Below are 18,048 nucleotides of genomic sequence, written 5' to 3' on the forward strand. Positions count from 1 at the left end.
ATCAAGGTCAATAAACGTGGCAGCAATTAGTACGAAGGTGAAAAAAAGCAGAGCAACAGAAAAGTAACTAAATCCAAATTGCCAGGCTACCGCGAAGCTTAGCCCTGCCGTGAGTAACTCTATTAAAGGGTATCGAACCTTGATGCTATCGTCGCATGCATGGCATTTCCCTTTTAAAAGCAGCCAACTCAATACAGGGATGTTATCTCGAACACGAATTGGCGTTTTACAACTTTGGCAACTTGAACGCGGAACGCTAAGTGTCAGCTTTTCCTTTGGAGGCTCAATCTTGTACTCAGGAAACGATTCTGCGCACTCCTGTCTCCATTCGTTTTCCATCATTTTAGGCAACCGATAGATCACTACATTTAAGAAACTGCCAATGACCAATCCAAAGATTGCGGCCATCACAGGGAATAACCATGGGTAGTAGTGAAAAACTTCCATAAATGATCTCTAACGGGTAAACCTAAGGCGAAGCAGAATATTAGCCTAATACACTCATTAAGTTAAATACTGGTAGGTACATAGAAACGACAAGACCACCAATGACGAACCCAAGGAAAATGATAATCAAAGGCTCAAGCAACTTCCCAAGGTTATCGACTGTGTTATCAACCTCAAACTCATAGACGTTGGCGACTTTATTGAGCATGTCATCGAGCGAACCGGATTCTTCTCCAATCATCACCATTTGCAATACCATTTCCGGGAAAGCTTCGGTATTTCGCATGGCAATGTATATGGGCATACCGGCTGCGGTGTCTTTATAAACCTGTTCAATGGCGACTTGATAATGCAGGTTACTCGCTGTTTTGGCACTGGTTTTCAAACCATTCAATATAGGAATGCCTGCGTTAAAGCTGGTGGCCAGTGTCCGGCTAAATTTAGCGATGGCTGCCTTACTAAATACGCCCCCCACAATTGGAAATTTTAGTCCCCAGCGAGAGCTCCTCAACCGGAACTTAAAAGAACGTTTTCTTAATAGTTTAAAACCAACGGTAAAAACGATCAGCGCCAATGCCATTTTCCAGGCATCGTTTTGGACAATGTGAGAGAGCTTAAGGACTTGTTGTGTAAACCAAGGCAATTCTGCGCCAAACCCTGAAAACATTTTTTCAAATTCAGGAATAACAAATTGAAGCATTAAGAATGAAACCCCAATGGCTGTCAAAATAACCATTACAGGGTAAATCATGGCTTTGATGACTTTGGATCTTAGCTGTTCACTTTTTTCCTGATAAGTGGCAATACGGTCAAAAACTTCCGAAAGGTTACCCGTCTGCTCTCCCGTCTCTATAAGGTCAGTATAGAAACCATCGAAATGACTGCTTGATGTACTTAATGCCTTAGAAATTGGTGTGCCAGCTTCTACTGCTTTGGTGACTTGAGACAAAATGGATTTCATTTCCGCTTTGTTGTGATTATCTGACACCATCTTCAACGACTGAACAATAGGCACACCTGTTCCCATCATTGTCGCCATTTGTCTGGTGAAAACCATTATGTCTCTTTTGTTCACTTTGTGGCTGAGCTTATCAAGGAGCGAAATACCTGATTTTCTGACTTTTTTTATCTGAATTTGTTGGGTGCGAAGTTTGTCTCTTACTTCTATTTCGGTAAAAGCCAAAAACTGCCCGGACACTTTCTTGCCAGAGCTATTGATACCCTTCCATTTAAAGTTGTGCAATTTGAGTTTTGGGGAGGATGACTGTTCCAAAATGTCTCCTTACAGATACAGAACGCGTTGGAGTTCTTGATAGCTGGTTATTCCTTGTTTGAGGATCTCAATTCCAGACTGGCTTAATGTTTTCATGCCATTTTTAACGGCAAGGCTTTCTATCTCCACAATACTCGCTTTGTAAGAAATGGCTTGCTGCATATCGGCATCAAACGGCATGACTTCATAGATCCCTATACGCCCGCTATAACCCGCATTGCAGTCTGCGCAGCCTTCAGCAGAAGCTTGATAAATAGTGGTGTCTTCCGGAATTAAATGTTTTTCCAATACAGTAGAGGGTAATTGATGGGGTTGTTTGCAATGAGGGCACAGCCGCCTTGCGAGCCTTTGGGCAATAATGAGGCTCAGAGATGAGGCTAAGTTGTATGGCTCAACTCCCATATTACCAAGTCGAATAACGGTTTCAGCCGCAGAATTGGTATGTAATGTAGAAAGCACTAAGTGACCCGTTTGCGCTGCCTTGATAGCAATTTCAGCGGTTTCGAAATCTCGAATTTCTCCAAGCATGACAATATCGGGATCTTGTCGAAGAAAGGACTTAAGTGCTGCGGCAAAGGTAAACCCAATCTTAGGGCTAACCTGAACCTGATTGATTCCGGCAAGGTTAATTTCGACAGGGTCTTCGGCAGTGGAGATGTTTCTTTCAACGGTATTGAGGATACTTAAGCCGGTGTACAAGGATACGGTCTTACCGCTACCGGTAGGTCCCGTCATCAGAATCATTCCCTGGGGGCGGCGTAAAGCTTCTAAATAAAGTGCTTTTTGCTCGTTACTGTAACCAAGCATATCAATGTTTAGGTTGGCACTGCTGCTGTCCAATAACCGAAGTACCACCTTCTCTCCCCATAAAGTAGGCAGTGTGGATACACGCAGATCGATGGCGGCTTTTTCGCTTAGCCTTAGCTTGATTCGCCCATCTTGTGGCAGTCGGCGTTCTGCAATATCAAGTTTAGAAAGAATTTTAAGCCGGGCAGCCAAACGCCTTCCGAGCTGTGGGGCAGGGCTATTGGCCTGAATCAGTATTCCATCGCATCGCATGCGGATACGGTAGGTGTCTTCGTAAGGCTCAAAGTGAATGTCCGACGCCCCTTTACGGACGGCGTCCAGAAGAACCTGATGAATAAAACGGCTTACGGGTGCGTCATCCTGACTCAAGTCTTCTACGGACTCAAATTCATCGTCACTGATTTGAACCAGATTTGCGAGTTCATCCTGAGTGATCTCCTTACCACCAGTCTCACTTTCAACTCGATTCTTGCCATACATGCGACGAATACAGCTTGTAAGTTCTCTTTCGTCGCAGAGTAATATTTCCACTTGTTGGTTGGTTGCAAAGCGAAATTCCTCTTCCGCTTCAACGACGGTAGGGTCTGATAAAGCAACAAAAAGCGTGTTGTTGGTGGATTCAACGGGTAAAGCGTTGTAACGAGTGATGAGGTCGCGAAGTCCTAACTGCTCACAGAGCTGAGGGTAATTGTATTGGTTGGTTTCTATTACCGACAAACCAAAAATTTCAGCAATATGCTGAGTCAGCTCAAAAGAGGGAAGAATATCGAGGGCAAGAATAGCTCCGGGAACACTGCCCCCGGAACTTTCTATATATTCAACTATAGCTCGCTCATGCTCTTCGCTAATAATATCGGCTTGGCGAAGAATGCTAGCTAAGTTGGTGTGCATTAATTACAGCCGTCTATCGCTGTTGCTGGAGCTGTTGGAGCACATGACCAGCCACTTGCTGGGTCGCGAGTAAAGGTTAAAATCCCTGTGTCAATTGAACTGTCTGCACCAAATGTGAAAGTAATTGTAGGGTTACCGCCAGCAGGAATAGCTGATGCAATCGCTCCTAAATCATTTGCAGCAGCTATAGTTCCCAACTGGGCAAGAGTCGCTGCTGTGCCAGTACCATTTTCTTGATAGAACAACTCTGCGGGTGTAAGTATTGACTTAACTGTAGCTAGACCAGAAGAAAGCTCAGATCTTGTTACGTAATCTTGATATGCAGGTACAGCAATAGCCGATAGCACACCAATAATCGCCACAACAATCATTAGCTCTATCAGCGTAAAGCCCTGTTGTTTTTTATTTTTCATAAATAACTCCATTTAAAAGGTCGTATAAAAACAAGGCGAGAATATGAGCGTGCCAAGGGTAATGAAACACTAATTAAAGAATTGCTGGAGGAGGCTTTAAGAATTTTTCAGCTGTTTCATGAGGTTACGAATCTTGTGCGAGTTACTTCAAACAGGGTAAGTGATGTGTCTCGCAAGGTTGCGATAGGTAACAAAAAAGAGAGCTAGGCTCTCTTTTCATTCGTTAGTTTATTTTTATAAAAGATGACAGATTTGTGATAATGGTCTACTGTGTAACTTATTGAAAACGCATGGATAAGTCCATCGCTTTGAGGTGTTTTGTCAGTGCGCCAACGGAAATGTAATCAACGCCCGTTTCAGCGTATTCTCGGATAGTATCCAATGTTACGTTCCCTGAGTTTTCTAATGCGGCTTTGCCATTGTTGATTTTGACCGCTTCACGCATCATGTCAGTGGAGAAATTGTCCAGCATAATGATGTCTGCGCCAGCGTCGATGGCCTGGCGTAATTCATCAAGATTTTCCGTTTCAACTTCAACGGGTTTTCCGGGGTTTAGGTTTTTAGCAGTTTCAATGGCTTTTTGAATACCGCCACACGCCAGAATGTGGTTTTCTTTGATTAGGTAAGCATCATATACACCAATGCGATGATTGAAGCCTCCTCCACACGTCACGGCGTATTTCAAAGCGCTGCGCAGACCCGGAATGGTTTTTCGTGTATCGAGGAGGCGACAGCCTGTCCCCTCAAGCTTTTCTGCGTATTGAGCAACAATGGTCGCACAACCTGACAGGGTTTGAATAAAGTTCATCGCATTTCGCTCACCCGTCAACAGAATGCGCGCAGGACCAGTCAAGGTACAAAGTGTCTGGTTAGGTTCCACTTTGTCGCCATCGTTAACGTGCCAGTCGATTTTTACTTCACCACCCAACTGCTTGAACACTTCATCAGCCCATGCCTGACCACAGAATACACCATGTTCTCGGGTGATGATTGTTGCCGTGTTTTGTGCGTCCTCAGGAATCAAAGCAGCGGTAATGTCAGCGGCAGGATCAAGTGTGCCACCTAAGTCTTCTTTAATTGTGTCTTCAACCGAACGTGTGATCTCTAGTGGCAGTTGCTGCTTCAAATACTCGAGACGTTCTTCGCTATTGTGTGTGTGTTTCATCGCAGTTTGGGAGTTAAGTGAAGTTTAATTGATGTGAATGATACTCTTTGAGAAGTGAGAATTCAGCTATTTCTCTTACTCCTTTATACTTTGCTGACAAAACAAGAAGGGCATGGGGCGTAAAAGTAATGCAGATAGATGAAACACATTGGTTAACAGACGTAAAACGGGTACCTTCGCCTTTTTGTGATTCACGTTCAAACGAAGAAGACATATCGTTACTTGTACTTCATCACATTAGCCTGCCTCCCAGAGACTATACGGGCACTTATATAGAAGCGTTTTTTGAAGGGAAGTTAGACAGCACCCTCCATCCCTTTTTTAAAGTAATAAAGGATTTGAATGTTTCCGCCCATTGCTTGATTCGTCGAGATGGCAATATTGTCCAGTTTGTCCCCTTTAATAAGAGAGCCTGGCATGCGGGCGTGTCGAGTTTTGCTGGAAGGGAGCGTTGCAATGACTACTCCATAGGAATCGAGCTGGAAGGCTGTGAATTTGATAGCTATACCGATACTCAGTACCAGTCGCTTATCCAGCTAACCAAATTGATACAAAAAAAATACCCGCAAGTGACTGACCATCGAATTACTGGTCATCAGTTTATTGCGCCACTTCGCAAATCTGACCCTGGGCTCACATTTGACTGGCGGCATTTTCGCAAACTTCTCAATTCTGGATCGAAGTAGCACTATTTCAGTGTGTTAACTGAAACCGTCGCTTTCCCAGATGTCAAATCTATAAGTTGTGACTAAGCTCAACCTACGATTAAAAACAAATTGTCATAACTCTAATTTATGTCACACAGAACGACATATTAATTGGTAAGACCAATTTTATTGCTGTTTTAATAAGCTCTTGTTGCATTCAGGTTAATTTGTGCCGCGTTCAATGATGTGAGTCAAGTTTTATCTGGACAGTATCGTTTTAATTATGTTATTTTTTCGCCCAATTTGAAATTGGTATTACCAATTGACTGCAAGAGTAGAAGAACAATAAATATGGCTTATCAAAGGATTCGTCAGCCGAAACTCTCCGATGTCATTGAGCAGGAGTTGGAGCGGTTGATACTGGAAGGAACACTTTCTCCGGGCGAGCAATTGCCACCGGAAAGGGAGTTAGCGAAACAATTTGATGTTTCACGTCCTTCTGTCCGAGAAGCAATTCAGAGGCTGGAAGCAAAGCGTTTGTTAACCCGTCGTCAAGGTGGTGGAACCTTCGTGAGTGAATCTCTTTGGAAGAGCTTCTCCGATCCTTTACTGAATTTATTGTCCACCCATTCTGAAACCCAGCTGGACTTGTTGGAAGCGCGCCATGCGATGGAAGGGCTTTCTGCATACTTTGCGGCATTACGTGGTACCGATGAAGACTTCGAGCGAATTCAGCTTTGCTTAGAGCAAATTCGCCAGGCGCAAGAGAAGAAAGACGTAGAAGCAGAAGCCTCTGCGGTAATGGCGTTTCTGATTGCCTTAACCGAAGCGGCGCATAACGTGGTATTGCTCCACATTGTGCGTAGCTTGTCTCCTTTGCTTGAGCAGAATGTCTTACAGAATTTAAAGCTATTGCACCGCCGCGATGAAGTGGTGGATAGAGTCAGTAAACACAGAGCTAATATTGTGGATGCGATTGTTTCAGGTCACCCTGAGAAGGCGCGTGAAATGTCTCATTCACACTTAGCTTATATCGAAGAAACATTGTTGGATTTGACTCGTGAGGAGTCACGAAGAGAACGCTCTTTGCGTCGAATTCAACGAGGTAATGAGCCGTCATAACCGGCTGTTACAAGTTTAAAGTAGATCCAACCAACAGAAGGATAGATCGCCATGTCTGATATGAAGCATGACGTAGACGCACTTGAAACTCAAGAATGGCTTCAAGCACTTGAGTCAGTAGTTCGTGAAGAAGGTGTAGAGCGTGCCCAGTTCCTACTAGAGCAAGTTCTAGACAAAGCGCGCCTAGATGGCGTTGATATGCCAACAGGTATAACAACAAACTACATCAACACTATTCCAGCCGATCAAGAACCTGCTTACCCAGGTGATACAACGCTAGAGCGCCGTATTCGCTCTATCATCCGCTGGAACGCAATCATGATTGTTCTGCGTGCCTCAAAGAAAGACCTGGACCTAGGTGGTCACATGGCGTCTTTCCAGTCTTCTGCAGCATTTTACGAAGTATGTTTCAACCACTTCTTCCGTGCTCCAAATGAAACAGACGGTGGCGATCTCGTATACTACCAAGGTCACATTTCTCCAGGTATCTACTCGCGCGCATTTGTTGAAGGTCGTCTGACTGAAGAGCAGCTAGACAACTTCCGTCAAGAAGTAGACGGCAAAGGTATCCCGTCATACCCGCACCCTAAACTGATGCCTGAATTCTGGCAGTTCCCAACCGTATCTATGGGTCTTGGTCCAATCTCAGCGATCTACCAAGCTCGTTTCCTTAAGTACCTTGATGGTCGTGGTCTGAAAGATACGTCTGCACAACGTGTATACGCATTCCTAGGCGACGGTGAGATGGATGAGCCAGAATCACGTGGTTCTCTTTCTTTCGCTGCGCGTGAGAAGCTGGACAACCTATGTTTCCTAGTTAACTGTAACCTACAGCGTCTAGATGGCCCTGTTATGGGTAACGGTAGCATCATTCAAGAGCTAGAAGGTCTGTTTAAAGGCGCTGGCTGGAACGTTGTTAAAGTTATCTGGGGTAGCAACTGGGATGCACTACTTGCTAAAGATACAACAGGCAAGCTTCTACAGCTAATGAACGAAACTGTGGATGGCGACTACCAAACATTTAAATCTAAAGATGGCGCATACGTACGTGAGCACTTCTTTGGTAAGTACCCAGAAACAGCAGCACTTGTTGCTGACATGACTGACGATGAAATCTTCGCGCTTAAGCGTGGTGGTCATGAGTCTTCTAAACTGTACGCGGCATACAAAAACGCAGCGGACACCAAAGGTCGTCCTACGGTAATCCTTGCGAAGACTGTTAAAGGTTACGGCATGGGTGAAGCGGCTGAAGGTAAGAACATCGCGCACCAGGTTAAGAAGATGGACATGACTCACGTACTGCACCTACGTGACCGTCTGGGTCTTCAAGACATCCTAACTGACGATGCGGTTAAAGAACTTCCTTACCTGAAACTTGAAGAAGGCTCAGCGGAATACGAATACCTGCATGCTCGTCGTAAAGAACTGAAAGGTTACACGCCACAGCGTCTGCCTAAATTTACTCAAGAATTTAAAGTACCAGAGCTAGAAGAGTTCAAGCCTTTGCTGGATGAGCAAAAGCGCGACATCTCTACAACAATGGCTTACGTTCGTACCCTTAACATTCTGCTTAAGAACAAGAACATTGGTAAGAACATCGTTCCTATCATCTGTGATGAAGCACGTACGTTCGGTATGGAAGGTCTATTCCGTCAAATCGGTATCTACAACCCACACGGTCAGGAATACACGCCAGAAGATAAAGGCATCGTTTCTTACTACAAAGAAGCGACCTCTGGTCAGGTTCTTCAAGAAGGTATCAACGAGTTAGGCTCAATGGCTTCTTGGGTTGCTGCGGCGACTTCGTACAGCACCAACGATCTACCAATGATTCCTTTCTACATCTACTACTCAATGTTTGGTTTCCAACGTGTAGGTGATATGGCATGGATGGCTGGTGACCAGCAAGCTCGTGGTTTCCTATTGGGTGCAACGGCAGGTCGTACAACACTTAACGGTGAAGGTCTGCAGCACGAAGACGGTCACTCACACATTATGGCAGGTACGGTTCCTAACTGTATCTCTTACGACCCAACATTCGCTTACGAAGTTGCGGTAATCATGCAAGACGGTATCCGTCGCATGTACGGTGAGAACCAAGAGAACGTGTTCTACTACCTAACGGTTATGAACGAAAACTACGCAATGCCAGCAATGCCAGAAGGCGCTGAAGAAGGCATTCGTAAGGGTATCTACAAGCTTGAGTCTTACGCAGGTGACAAGTCTAAAGTTCAGCTAATGGGCTCTGGTACTATCATGAACGAAGTGCGTAAAGCAGCGACTATCCTAAGCGAAGAATATGGCGTCGCATCTGACGTGTTCTCTGTTACGTCGTTCAATGAACTGACTCGTGATGGTCAGGCAGCAGAGCGCTACAACATGCTTCACCCAGAAGCAGCAGCGCAAGTTCCTTACATTACAGAAGTGATGGGTACTGAACCTGCGATTGCAGCAACGGACTACATGAAAAACTACGCAGAGCAAGTTCGTTCATTTATGCCTTCTGAGTCTTACAAGGTTCTGGGTACTGATGGCTTTGGTCGCTCAGACAGCCGTGAGAACCTACGTCGTCACTTCGAAGTGAATGCTGGCTATGTAGTGGTAGCAGCACTAACTGAACTTGCTAAGCGCGGTGATGTTGAGAAATCAGTGGTTGTTGAAGCGATTAAGAAATTCGACATCGACACTGAAAAAACAAACCCGCTATACGCATAAGACAACGCTTAATTTAGAAGGTAGATAAGCAATGGCTATCGAAATTAATGTACCTGACATCGGTGCCGATGAGGTTGAAGTTACTGAAATTCTTGTAAGCGTTGGCGACAAGGTTGAAGAAGAACAATCTCTGATCACTGTAGAAGGTGATAAAGCTTCTATGGAAGTTCCTGCTTCTCAAGCGGGTATCGTAAAAGAAATCAAAGTTGCTGAAGGTGACTCTGTTTCAACTGGCTCTCTAATCATGGTCTTCGAAGCAGAAGGTGCAGCTGAAGCTGCGCCTGCTCCGGCAGCGGAAGCACCAGCTGCTGAAGTGGCTCCAGCACCAGCTCCTGCGGCAGCGGCAGAACTGAAAGAAGTTCACGTGCCAGACATCGGTGGTGACGAAGTCGAAGTGACTGAAATCATGGTTGCTGTTGGCGACACAGTTGAAGAAGAGCAATCTCTGATCACTGTAGAAGGCGATAAGGCTTCTATGGAAGTTCCTGCACCATTTGTAGGCACGGTAAAAGAGATTAAGATTACAGCTGGCGACAAAGTGTCTACTGGCTCTCTAATCATGGTCTTCGAAGTCGCGGGCTCAGCTCCGGCAGCAGCGCCAGCTCCTGCTCAAGCGGCTCCAGCACCAGCGGCACCGGCAGCACCAGCGCCTTCTGAAGCACCAAAAGCTGCTCCAGCAGCATCAACGGGCGACTTCCAGGAAAACAACGAATACGCACATGCGTCTCCAGTGGTTCGTCGTCTTGCTCGTGAGTTTGGCGTTAACCTGTCTAAGGTTAAAGGCACGGGTCGTAAGAGCCGTATCCTGAAAGAAGACGTTCAAAGCTACGTTAAAGAAGCGCTTAAGCGCCTTGAATCTGGTGCAGGAGCATCAGGTGGCGACGGCAGTGCACTTGGTCTACTACCATGGCCGAAAGTTGATTTCAGCAAGTTCGGTGAGACTGAAGTACAGAAGCTTTCTAAGATTAAGAAGATTTCTGGTGCGAACCTACACCGTAACTGGGTAATGATCCCTCACGTTACACAGTGGGACAACGCAGACATCACAGAGCTTGAAGCATTCCGTAAAGAGCAGAACGCGATTGAAGCGAAGAAAGAATCTGGTATGAAGATCACACCTCTTGTGTTCATTATGAAGGCTGCTGCTAAAGCGCTTGAAGCTTTCCCTGCGTTCAACTCTTCTCTGTCAGAAGACGGCGAAAGCATCATTCTGAAGAAATACGTGAACATTGGTATCGCAGTAGATACACCAAATGGTCTGGTTGTTCCTGTCTTCAAAGATGTGAACAAGAAAGGTATTTACGAGCTTTCAGAAGAGCTGATGGCTGTGTCTAAGAAAGCACGTGCTGGCAAGCTAACGGCAGGTGATATGCAAGGTGGCTGTTTCACTATCTCTAGCTTGGGCGGTATCGGCGGTACTGCATTTACGCCAATCGTAAACGCTCCAGAAGTAGGTATCCTTGGTGTATCTAAGTCTGAAATGAAGCCTGTGTGGAATGGTAAAGATTTCACTCCTCGTCTTCAGCTTCCGCTTTCTCTGTCCTACGATCACCGTGTGATCGATGGTGCAGAAGGTGCGCGCTTCATCACTTACTTGAACAATTGCCTGAGCGACATTCGCCGCTTGGTGCTATAAGTCAATATAGGTTGAAACAGGGCGGCTATATGCCGCCCTCTAGTTACTCAAAATAGTTTGATTAAACCTTGTTCGCTACAGGCGTTTCACAATCGAACTGTTGTCTGGCTCACAGGCTAAATGGATTTACTTTTCACACCTTTAACAACTCTGTAAACTGTTTCGGTCTGAAAATAGAACGTTCTAAAAAGAATTCATTGAACACCCACTCAGCCTGTTAGGGATAATGACTACAAGAGGTCAAAATGAGCAAAGAAATTAAAGCCCAAGTTGTTGTACTTGGTTCTGGTCCTGCTGGTTACTCTGCTGCATTCCGTTGTGCGGATCTAGGTCTGGAAACAGTACTTATCGAGCGTTACACTACCCTTGGTGGTGTGTGTCTGAACGTGGGTTGTATCCCATCTAAAGCACTGCTGCACGTATCAAAAGTGATCGAAGAAGCGAAAGCAATGGCTGATCACGGTGTGGTATTTGGTGAACCACAAACGGACATCAACAAAATCCGTATCTGGAAAGAAAAAGTAGTTAACCAACTGACTGGCGGTCTTGGCGGTATGGCTAAGATGCGTAACGTGACTGTTGTTAACGGCTACGGTAAATTCACGGGTCCTAATTCTATCCTTGTAGAGGGTGAAGGCGAAGCAACTACAGTTAACTTCGACAACGCTATCGTTGCCGCTGGTTCTCGTCCAATTAAACTGCCATTCATCCCACATGAAGACCCACGTATCTGGGATTCAACGGATGCTCTTGAACTGAAAGAAGTTCCAGGCAAACTGCTTATCATGGGCGGTGGTATCATCGGTCTTGAAATGGGTACGGTTTACCAGTCTCTTGGCTCAAAAGTTGACGTTGTTGAAATGTTTGATCAGGTTATTCCTGCGGCAGACAAAGACATCGTTAAGGTTTACACCAAGCGCGTTAAAGACAAATTTAACCTGATGCTTGAAACCAAAGTAACTGCGGTTGAAGCGAAAGAAGACGGTATCTACGTTTCAATGGAAGGCAAGAAAGCACCAGCAGAAGCTGAGCGTTACGATGCAGTTCTTGTTGCTATCGGTCGTGTGCCAAATGGTCTTCTGATTGACGGCGAAAAAGCGGGTATCGAAATTGACGAGCGTGGCTTCATCAATGTTGATAAGCAGATGCGTACTAACATCCCTCACATCTTCGCAATTGGTGATGTTGTAGGTCAGCCAATGCTGGCTCACAAAGGTGTGCATGAAGGTCACGTTGCTGCAGAAGTTATTGCTGGTAAGAAGCACTACTTCGACCCTAAAGTTATTCCTTCAATCGCTTACACTGAGCCAGAAGTGGCGTGGGTTGGTAAGACTGAGAAAGAAGCGAAAGCAGAAGGCATCAACTACGAAACAGCAACTTTCCCATGGGCTGCGTCTGGTCGTGCAATCGCGTCTGACTGTGCAGATGGTATGACTAAGCTTATCTTCGACAAAGACACTCATCGTGTAATTGGTGGTGCTATCGTTGGTACTAACGGTGGTGAGCTACTGGGTGAAATCGGTCTGGCAATCGAAATGGGTTGTGATGCAGAAGATATCGCTCTGACTATCCACGCTCACCCGACTCTGCATGAGTCTGTGGGTCTGGCTGCAGAAGTGTTTGAAGGTTCAATAACTGACCTTCCAAACAAAAAGCGGTTAAGAAGAAAAAGTAATTTTTCTTAATACTGAATGATGAAAACCGCTGCTTGTCAGCGGTTTTTTTGTTGTATTGAAATCCCGATTTTGTTTAACGGAAATAAAAACGGAGGGTAAACCCTCCGTTTTTCAATTCAACAGACCCTAGTCAATGATTAGTGGTCTTGCTTGTAAATGCAAAGCATGCCAAGGAAGCTGCCAACCAAACCTTCTAAGTACTCAGGATCCGGGTTACGGTTTGCCTGTACGTACAATGAGTAGCAGATGCCGTGAAGCAGTTTCGCTAAGTCTTCGGCTTTATGCTCGTCACATACTTCGCCACGTTCCATTGCTGTCAGGAACATGTCTTCAATACGCTTTTGTGACTCTTCGTTGCTAGACAGGAACAGTGGCCACACTTCTTCACGAGTGGATGTGCTCCACTCAAACCAGACTTTCATCCAGTGAGTGCCATCCAGTGCCGCTTTGATGATGTTTTGCGTTAGGCTTGTCAGGTTTTCTTCAGCTGTTGCGTCAACCTTCAAGCTTTCATTGATGAATAGCGCGTATTGCTTTTCAACCTGACTCAGTACTTCATCAACCAAGTCTTCACGTGTTTGGAAGTAGTTGAATACGGTTGCAACAGAAACCTGTGCAATTTCTGCGATATCAGCGTGACCCCCGCGACCGATGCCGCGTTTTGCGAACACTTCGATAGCAATATCGTGAAGCTGTTCTTTACGCTTTTGTGGAGATAGCCTTGTTCTTGGACGTTTTTTTACTGTATCCATAGTTTTTATTTCCTTGCCAACATATAAAGTTTAATGATTATTTTATAATTAGATTTGCATTATGAGTGTAATGGTGCATATAAAAGTGTCAATGAAGAAATGCCGGAAAGTACTCATTTTCATGACCAAGTTAAAAATTTCCCTGAGTAGTTTGCAATGGTAAAATGTGTTAATGGACGCACATTAACGAAAATATAAATTTTAGATAATGTGATTTATTCTACAAAATCAGTCACTAATAAATTGAGAGCAGTATGAAACATACAGTTGAAGTCATGATTTCTGAGCAAGATGTTCAGAAGCGCGTTGTCGAATTGGGCGAGAAAATCACCGAACATTACAAGAACTCAGACAAAGAACTGGTGTTGGTGGGACTGCTGCGTGGTTCGTTTGTTTTTATGGCTGACCTTACCCGTACTATCGGTCAAAACCACACCGTGGACTTTATGACAGCATCAAGTTACGGCAATGCGATGGAAAGTTCACGCGATGTCCGCATCCTGAAAGATCTGGATGACGACATTAAGGACAAAGACGTGCTGCTGGTGGAAGACATCATCGATACAGGTAATACGCTAAGCAAAGTTTGTGAGATCCTTGAGATTCGTGAGCCTGCGTCTATTCAAATCTGTACGTTGCTGGATAAGCCTTCTCGTCGCGAAGTGGAAGTGGATGCGAAATTTATCGGTTTTGAAATCCCAGACGAGTTTGTTGTCGGTGTTGGTATTGATTACGCTCAGAAATACCGTAACTTGCCTTACATTGGTAAAGTGGTACCTCAAGAATAATTTCTTAGAGCTTAGAGCTTAGAGCTTAGAGCTTAGAGCTTAGAGCTTAGAGCAAAAAGCGCCACTTTCTTAGAAGGTGGCGCTTTTTCGTGGTTTATATTTCTTTAATAAAATTCAAGCGTCTTCTGTCTAGCTCTTCCCGGATGTTCTTTCCGGTAAACCCATCCCGAATCACATCTTGCACGTCGGCTCTTAATGCAGCTTGGTAGGCTTGATTGAAAATGTGGGTCTGAGGGTAGGGGTTGTCTTCCAAACCTAAACGTCCACGATGATCCGCCTCACAACAGATCAACAGTTGCTTTAGCCTTTCAGGTTTTCGCCATACATCCAGTTTATTGAGGATCTTGAGTTTCGTATTGGCTCGAAGTTCTTCTGCTCTGTGAATGTTGGTGTGGTGTTCGCACACCACCAAAGCCGTGTCGCGATATTCATTTGGGATCTTGATGCGACTACACAGCTGCTTGATCACTTTGAGACCAGTATGGCAGTGCATCTTATGACTCGGCCATTCTTCCTCCGGTGTCACGCCTTTTCCAAGATCGTGTACCTGTGCGGCGAAGCGAATGACTGGATCCTTGCTCAAATCGGCAGCCTGCCTGGCAACCATTAAAGTGTGGATCCCCGTATCAATTTCCGGGTGCCATTGCTCAGGCTGTGGTACACCAAACAGAACATCCAATTCAGGAAGAACGACTTTCAGAGCGCCACATTGTCTGAGCACTTCAAGAAAAACGTCAGGTCTTTCGGTAGTGAGAGACTTATGCCATTCCTGCCAGACCCTCTCCGCTGTCAGGTGTGAGAGTTCTCCGGATTGCGCTATCTTGCACATTAATTCTAGGGTTTCATCCGCCACGGTAAATCCTAAAGGCGCAAGCTTGGCGGCAAAACGCGCAACACGAAGAACGCGCAATGGATCTTCGACAAACGCATCCGATACGTGTCTTAGCACTTTGTTTTGAAGATCCTGTTGCCCGCCATAGGGATCGATAATGGTGCCGTCTTCATGCTGTGCCATGGCATTGATCGTTAAGTCACGACGCAGGAGATCATCTTCGATGGCCACATCAGGAGAAAAGTGACATTCGAACCCGGTGTAGCCATGACCTGATTTACGTTCTGTTCGAGCCAGTGCGTATTCTTCATGAGTCTTAGGGTGCAGGAAAACAGGAAAGTCTTTCCCAACGGTCTGAAAGCCTTGTGACAGCATTTGTTCAGGTGAACTGCCTACGACTACCCAATCTTTGTCGTGGACAGAAATGCCCAGTAACTGGTCACGAACGGCGCCACCGACTAAATATACGTCCAAGTTTGACTCCCTAGTTTGTCGTGAGGCTTTACAAACCTCGTCACAATGGTAATTTGCCAGAATCTTAGCGAAGAGAGATGAGCATGTATAAGGATTTTTTCGGTTTTACTGAATTGCCATTCTCAATAGTACCCAGTTCAAAGTACCTGTATTTAAGCGCTCGTCATCGTGAAGCGATGAACCACCTTCAATCCGGTTTGGGTGAGGGCGGCGGTTTTGCGATGCTGACGGGCGAAGTAGGCACGGGGAAAACTACCGTGTCAAAAGCCATGTTGTCTGCTCTGGGTGAAGAGACCAAAGCAGCGTTGATTCTCAACCCTACCTATTCCAGTCAGGATTTACTGGAAGCGATTTGTGATGAGTTTGGGATTGAGTATCCAGATGAAGCTTCTCTGAAGATTCTGACTCAGTCGATTCAGCAATTCCTGCTCGACAACTATGACAACGGGTTTCAGACGCTTCTGATTATTGATGAAGCGCAGCACCTCTTGCCCGACGTTTTAGAGCAACTCAGGTTGCTGACCAACCTTGAAACTGACAGCCAGAAACTGTTGAAAGTGTTGTTAATCGGTCAGCCAGAATTGCAAGCCAAATTGCAAACCACAGAGCTGCGTCAGTTAGCGCAAAGGATAACAGGGCGTTATCACTTATTGCCTCTTAACCCCGCGGAAATCGGCGAATACATTGACTTTCGTCTTGCGCAGGCGAATGGATCTTCTGAACTGTTTGAACCTGCTGCGGTGAAAACCATAGCTCGATTTACTCAGGGCATTCCAAGGTTGATTAACCTGGTGTGTGACAAGTGCCTTCAATATGCCAGCCAAAGTGGCGTTAAAACGGTGAATAAGACGATCGCTCAGGCGGCGAGTGAAGACGTGATGGCGTTTCAAGCACCTGTCGAATCAGTCATAACTACGAAATCCTCACGAACCAGTGTGCTGCCCTCTCTGATGTTATTGGGTTCGAGTGCTGCGCTGGCAGCTTTTGCTTACTTTGCTACGCCACTTGCCCTACAAAAATGGATGCCAGAGGCGCCAAGGGAAGTGCGAGTAGAAACTCAGACGGTCAAAGTACCAGTTGAGCAGACGCTCGCTCCGATATTGTCTGGCAGTCATGATGCGATTGCAGCAACGTTGAAGCTATTTAATGTCTGGGGGCTTCAGGGCTCGGTAAGAGATTCTGAATGCGAAAGAACAGAGTCTGCCTATTACTGTACCGTTGAAACGGGCACCTTGGATGAAGTGGGCAAGCAGAATCGCCCAGTGGTGTTTGCACTGAACGTGAATAACCAACGTCATTACGCTGTGTTGTTCTCCCTGAACAACGATAATGCGCAACTGCTTCTAGGCGATGAGCGAGTGGAAGTTCCCCGCTTCTGGCTAGAAGAAAAGTGGGCAGGAGAGTACCGAACAATCTGGCACGACCCTATCGCTCAGACCTTAAAGTTAGGAAATCAGGGTGAGCCTGTGGCGGCGTTAGAAGGTATGCTTTCGAAGGCTCTTGGAGAAAGCTCAGAAAGTAACAGCATTTTCGACGAAAGCCTCAAAGAAAAAGTAGAAGCGTTTCAGCGTTGGCAGGGGTTGTTTGTGGATGGGATAGCCGGAGCGAAAACATTGCAGCTTTTGGATTTGATCACCAATGAGTCGGCACCCACATTAACACCAAAGAAAGAGGAGCCAACCGATGTCTAATGTACTTCAAAGGCTCAAGCAAACAGAATCGGGGTATCAGCGTCCTCAGGCGGCTCAGGTTCGTGCAGGACCAGCACGAGCAGCAAGTGGGTCTGGATTTTTTAAAACAGTCATACTGTTCACTCCGGCGATTTTGGTTGCCAGTTGGCACTACTTAAACTACCAGCCAGACACGTCTCCTATTGTTCAGGTTGAAAGTGTGAAAGTGCAGCAGGCTAAGATTCTGGACTTTCCTCAGTTTGGTGAACTTGTGGCGCTCCCAACGGTTGACGGGCAACCTGTTGAAAATACGCCTCAGGAATTTGTCTACCAACCTGTAGAAACAGAATCTGCCAAGCCTGAACGCTCAGGTGAATCGCTGGATAATCTTGATTTGTCTGAACTGTCTCCTGAGTTGGCGCAAATGGTTCAGTCGGCGATCAGTGACACATCTACCTCCGGAAGTATTCGCAACCGGGACGATGCTCAATATGAAGTCACAGAGTTAGTGGGGAATGAACGCCGTTTTCGTGGAAAATTACCCGCGCTGAACCTCCAAACCCACATGTACGCCTCAAGCAGCGACAGACGTTGGGTGAAGGTCAATGGTCAGGAAGTGAAAGAAGGCGATTGGGTGGATGAGCGAGTCAAGATTGAAAGTATCACTCCAAGAACCGTAGTGGTGGACTTTGAAGGGGAGAAGATAGAAATCCCTGCATTGTATGAGTGGCGTTAGCTAT

At 45.7% G+C, this 18,048-nt stretch carries 15 protein-coding genes; 8 read left to right on the forward strand and 7 right to left on the reverse strand.

The features are described from left to right. The 5 genes from RH89_RS00005 to nadC form a co-directional block, all read right to left on the reverse strand. On the reverse strand, positions 1-447 hold a 447-nt coding region (locus tag RH89_RS00005), incomplete at its 3' end, for a prepilin peptidase (protein WP_004397658.1). A 40-nt stretch (positions 448-487) separates the two neighbouring features. After that, complete coding sequence (locus tag RH89_RS00010) at positions 488-1,720, reverse strand: type II secretion system F family protein (protein ID WP_004397659.1); 1,233 nt, start codon at positions 1,718-1,720, stop codon at positions 488-490. Positions 1,721-1,729: 9 nt separating this feature from the next. Continuing rightward, complete coding sequence (gene pilB / locus RH89_RS00015; protein WP_004397660.1) at positions 1,730-3,418, reverse strand: type IV-A pilus assembly ATPase PilB; 1,689 nt, start codon at positions 3,416-3,418, stop codon at positions 1,730-1,732. Next, a complete protein-coding gene (locus RH89_RS00020; protein ID WP_004397661.1) occupies positions 3,418-3,831 on the reverse strand; it encodes a pilin in 414 nt (137 codons plus the stop codon). The genes pilB and RH89_RS00020 overlap by 1 nt, the downstream gene beginning before the upstream one ends. 277 nt (positions 3,832-4,108) lie before the next feature. Further along, positions 4,109-4,996, reverse strand: a complete 888-nt coding sequence (gene nadC, locus RH89_RS00025; RefSeq protein ID WP_004397662.1) for a carboxylating nicotinate-nucleotide diphosphorylase — start codon at positions 4,994-4,996, stop codon at positions 4,109-4,111. A 128-nt stretch (positions 4,997-5,124) separates the two neighbouring features. Between nadC and ampD the strand changes: the two genes are divergently transcribed. The 5 genes from ampD to lpdA all read left to right on the forward strand — a co-directional run bounded on the left by ampD (position 5,125) and on the right by lpdA (position 12,801). Next, complete coding sequence (gene ampD, locus RH89_RS00030; protein ID WP_004397663.1) at positions 5,125-5,682, forward strand: 1,6-anhydro-N-acetylmuramyl-L-alanine amidase AmpD; 558 nt, start codon at positions 5,125-5,127, stop codon at positions 5,680-5,682. Between the two features lie 312 nt (positions 5,683-5,994). Beyond that, positions 5,995-6,765 carry a pyruvate dehydrogenase complex transcriptional repressor PdhR gene (pdhR, locus tag RH89_RS00035; RefSeq protein ID WP_004397664.1) on the forward strand — a complete coding sequence of 257 codons (771 nt, stop codon included), beginning with the start codon at positions 5,995-5,997 and terminating at the stop codon, positions 6,763-6,765. A 51-nt stretch (positions 6,766-6,816) separates the two neighbouring features. Next, the gene (gene aceE, locus RH89_RS00040; RefSeq protein ID WP_004397665.1) at positions 6,817-9,480 is read left to right on the forward strand and encodes a pyruvate dehydrogenase (acetyl-transferring), homodimeric type; all 2,664 of its coding nucleotides are present in this window, start codon (positions 6,817-6,819) and stop codon (positions 9,478-9,480) included. Between the two features lie 31 nt (positions 9,481-9,511). Next, the gene (gene aceF, locus RH89_RS00045) at positions 9,512-11,116 is read left to right on the forward strand and encodes a pyruvate dehydrogenase complex dihydrolipoyllysine-residue acetyltransferase (protein WP_004397667.1); all 1,605 of its coding nucleotides are present in this window, start codon (positions 9,512-9,514) and stop codon (positions 11,114-11,116) included. Between the two features lie 245 nt (positions 11,117-11,361). Continuing rightward, positions 11,362-12,801 carry a dihydrolipoyl dehydrogenase gene (lpdA, locus tag RH89_RS00050; protein ID WP_004397668.1) on the forward strand — a complete coding sequence of 480 codons (1,440 nt, stop codon included), beginning with the start codon at positions 11,362-11,364 and terminating at the stop codon, positions 12,799-12,801. A 128-nt stretch (positions 12,802-12,929) separates the two neighbouring features. Here the strand turns inward: lpdA and RH89_RS00055 are convergent, their stop codons facing one another. Then, positions 12,930-13,544, reverse strand: coding sequence for a TetR/AcrR family transcriptional regulator (locus RH89_RS00055; protein ID WP_004397669.1), 615 nt, complete (start codon positions 13,542-13,544; stop codon positions 12,930-12,932). A 254-nt stretch (positions 13,545-13,798) separates the two neighbouring features. On the opposite strand from RH89_RS00055, the gene hpt reads away from it, so the two are divergent. Next, positions 13,799-14,332 (forward strand): hypoxanthine phosphoribosyltransferase, encoded by a 534-nt coding sequence (gene hpt / locus RH89_RS00060; RefSeq protein WP_004397670.1) that lies wholly within the window; start codon positions 13,799-13,801, stop codon positions 14,330-14,332. A 94-nt stretch (positions 14,333-14,426) separates the two neighbouring features. Here hpt and RH89_RS00065 read toward each other — a convergent pair whose 3' ends face one another. Then, a complete protein-coding gene (locus tag RH89_RS00065) occupies positions 14,427-15,638 on the reverse strand; it encodes a multifunctional CCA addition/repair protein (RefSeq protein ID WP_004397671.1) in 1,212 nt (403 codons plus the stop codon). Positions 15,639-15,721: 83 nt separating this feature from the next. Here RH89_RS00065 and RH89_RS00070 point away from each other — a divergent pair, with 83 nt between their 5' ends. Both RH89_RS00070 and RH89_RS00075 read left to right on the forward strand, forming a co-directional pair. After that, complete coding sequence (locus RH89_RS00070; RefSeq protein ID WP_004397672.1) at positions 15,722-17,329, forward strand: ExeA family protein; 1,608 nt, start codon at positions 15,722-15,724, stop codon at positions 17,327-17,329. After that, positions 17,322-18,044, forward strand: a complete 723-nt coding sequence (locus RH89_RS00075) for a general secretion pathway protein GspB (RefSeq protein ID WP_004397673.1) — start codon at positions 17,322-17,324, stop codon at positions 18,042-18,044. Before RH89_RS00070 ends, RH89_RS00075 begins: the two co-directional genes overlap by 8 nt. The last annotated feature ends 4 nt before the right edge of the window (positions 18,045-18,048 follow it).

Source organism: Vibrio nigripulchritudo ATCC 27043 (assembly GCF_000222685.1).
In the GTDB taxonomy this organism is placed as follows: domain Bacteria; phylum Pseudomonadota; class Gammaproteobacteria; order Enterobacterales; family Vibrionaceae; genus Vibrio; species Vibrio nigripulchritudo.